General features: G+C 61.0%; 5 protein-coding genes and 1 other RNA gene. All 6 read left to right on the top strand.

Annotation, left to right across the window (positions count from 1 at the left end):
* On the top strand, nt 1-185 hold a 185-nt coding region (locus ACRC1E_RS00880), incomplete at its 5' end, for a hypothetical protein (protein WP_438513223.1).
* On the top strand, nt 178-483 hold the full coding sequence (locus tag ACRC1E_RS00875; RefSeq protein ID WP_438513222.1) for a cell division protein ZapA: 306 nt from the start codon (nt 178-180) through the stop codon (nt 481-483). The genes ACRC1E_RS00880 and ACRC1E_RS00875, both read left to right, overlap by 8 nt.
* A gap of 25 nt (nt 484-508) precedes the next feature.
* Nucleotides 509-694, top strand: a non-coding RNA gene (ssrS, locus tag ACRC1E_RS00870) — 6S RNA.
* A 10-nt stretch (nt 695-704) separates the two neighbouring features.
* The gene (locus ACRC1E_RS00865; RefSeq protein ID WP_438513221.1) at nt 705-1,313 is read left to right on the top strand and encodes a 5-formyltetrahydrofolate cyclo-ligase; all 609 of its coding nucleotides are present in this window, start codon (nt 705-707) and stop codon (nt 1,311-1,313) included.
* Between the two features lie 39 nt (nt 1,314-1,352).
* Complete coding sequence (locus ACRC1E_RS00860; protein ID WP_438513220.1) at nt 1,353-1,826, top strand: anti-virulence regulator CigR family protein; 474 nt, start codon at nt 1,353-1,355, stop codon at nt 1,824-1,826.
* A gap of 78 nt (nt 1,827-1,904) precedes the next feature.
* Nucleotides 1,905-2,323 (top strand): EVE domain-containing protein (locus tag ACRC1E_RS00855; protein ID WP_438513219.1); only part of this gene is annotated, 419 nt, incomplete at its 3' end.

Raw genomic sequence — 2,323 nt, 5'->3', positions numbered from 1 at the left:
TGGAAAGCCGGTTTGCCGCGCTGATTGCACGCATCCACGAGCTGGATGGCCAGAACGAGCGCATGGCTGCGGTATTGGCCGAAGTGCTGAAAGAAAATGCCGAACTCAAGTTCTGCGTTGCAGAAACGCGCTTGCGGGTGGAGACCCTGATCGCACGTTTGCCGGGAGAGCCTGAAAATGAGTGATCTGGTGCAGGTAGACGTCAATCTTCTGGGACGCCAGTTTGCCATTGCGACGCCTCCGGAAGAGCAGGAAACGCTGCAAGAGGCAGTGCGCTTGCTGAGCGGCAAGATCGATGCAATTCAGGGTGCAGGCCGCATCATGGATACCGACAAGATCGCCATCATGGCCGCGCTCAATATCGCGCACGACCTGCTGAAGATAAAAGTCGGTGAAGGCTTGGAGATCGCGCAATTTCAACGTAAGATACGTTCAATGATCGAGGCAGCCGATACGGCGCTTGATCAGAGCCGGCCCGTTTAGTCAGGCCGGTCACTGCAAGGTTTAAATCCCCCTGCGGTGTGCGAGAAGGCTCATAAATTTCCTTGAACCAATGTGTTCGCTTTGGTTGCAGGTTTTAACATGTGTGGGTGTGTCGCTCCGGCTTATTGGAAGCGCCCGAAACACAAGACCCGTGACCCCCTTTGTTCAGGGTTCAAGCGGATTTTGCCGGATCGCCACTCGCGGGGGGTTCCTCTTCCAAGATGAATCCCTCTGTTGTCAGTCACAAGCAAGCGCTGCGGCGCGAACTTCGCCGTCGGCGCATGGCCAAGTCGCGTGATGCACGCCGCGCAGCGGCCCAGGCACTGGTACGCCATGCGGCACGCCTATTGGGGCGCGGCAAGCGCATAGGCGGCTATCTGGCTGCCGGCTCCGAGCTCGATCTCGAACCGCTGATGAGTGCCGCCCTGTTTCGTGGCGCTACCCTGTTTTTACCCCGCATTCCCCATCGTGCCCGTCGCTTGTGGTTTTCCCGCATTGGCGCGGCTGACCGCTGGTTTTCCCATCCGCGCTACGGCATCACCGAATACGACGGGCTGCTGGCACGTGCCGAAAACCTGGATATCGTGTTCGTGCCGCTACTGGGCATCGATGACGAGGGCTACCGCATGGGGCAGGGCGGCGGTTTTTACGATGCGACACTGGCTTACCGCCGGCGCCGTAGCGGCGGCCCTCTGCTGGTTGGCGTGGCTTACGAATGCCAGCGCGTAGCAGCGGTGCCGCGCGAGAGCTGGGATGTGCGGCTGGATGCACTATTGACCGAGGCCGGTCTGTACCGGCTGACGCCCCATGGCTGGCGGCGCTTGGGCTGACGATTTATCCTGATGACTACGCTGCATGAAGGAAATATGATGTCTGTGCTGATTCGCTCCACCCTGTGTGCCTTGTTGTCGTTGATGCTGGCCGGTGCGCCGGTGTCGGCAGCCCCTCCCGAAGGCAAGGGCAATCCGCATGCGCATGAGGGCAAGCAGCAGAAGCATCCGCAGTCGGGTAAAAAAGGCGGTGCCGAGCGCGCCGTGGATGGCCATGACGCCGCGCGTGACCTGATCCTCGCCGGGATTAGTGTGGCGGCGGTGCAGGCCATTATTCGCGAGCGCCATATCGATATCGGCGGCTATGCGTCCTTGCCGCCGGGCATACGCAAGAATCTGGCCCGCGGCAAACCGCTGCCGCCGGGCATTGCCAAGCGCGCGGTGCCGCTGCCATTGCTGAACGAATTGCCGCGCCATCCGGGCTATGAATGGCAGGTGGCCGGACGCGATCTGGTGCTGGTGGCGATAGGGACGGCCATTATCGCCGATGTCCTGCACGGTATCTTCGACTAAGGGCATTCCGTCTTGCCTGAATCCATCCGCATCCGCACAATGCCGGCATATCGCCGGCATTTTTTATGGAGCTTGCACTTGGAACGCCGTTACTGGTTGATGAAGTCGGAGCCCGCCGATACGTCTATAGACGATCTGGCGCGCGAGCCTGCACGCGCCTTCGAATGGAGCGGCGTGCGCAATTATCAGGCGCGCAACTTCATGCGCGACAGCATGCAGCCGGGGGACAGGGTGCTGTTCTGGCATTCGAGCTGCCCGGCGCCGGGCATTGCCGGCATCGCCGAAGTGGCATGTGCCGCGCATGCCGACAGTTTGCAGTTTGATCCGCAAAGCCGGTATTACGATCCGAAGTCCACGCCTGATGCGCCGCGCTGGGTCTGTGTCGATGTGCGCTTCGTCGCTAAAACGCCATTGTTCAGCCCTGCCGCCCTGCGTACCCTCCCCGGTTTGGCGGACATGGCCGTGCTCAAGCGCGGTAACCGCCTGTCCATTACCCC

Origin of the sequence: Craterilacuibacter sp., assembly GCF_051659485.1 — a bacterium.
Classification (GTDB): domain Bacteria; phylum Pseudomonadota; class Gammaproteobacteria; order Burkholderiales; family Chromobacteriaceae; genus Craterilacuibacter.
The sequence above is the reverse complement of the archived record's forward strand: the minus strand, read 5'-3'. Positions and strand labels throughout refer to the sequence as shown.

What these genes read in the sequence shown, in the direction of transcription:
- ACRC1E_RS00875 (WP_438513222.1), top strand. Translation starts at nt 178, where the DNA reads ATGAGTGATCTGGTGCAGGTAGACGTCAATCTTCTGGGACGCCAGTTT.
- ACRC1E_RS00865 (WP_438513221.1), top strand. Translation starts at nt 705, where the DNA reads ATGAATCCCTCTGTTGTCAGTCACAAGCAAGCGCTGCGGCGCGAACTT.
- ACRC1E_RS00860 (WP_438513220.1), top strand. Translation starts at nt 1,353, where the DNA reads ATGTCTGTGCTGATTCGCTCCACCCTGTGTGCCTTGTTGTCGTTGATG.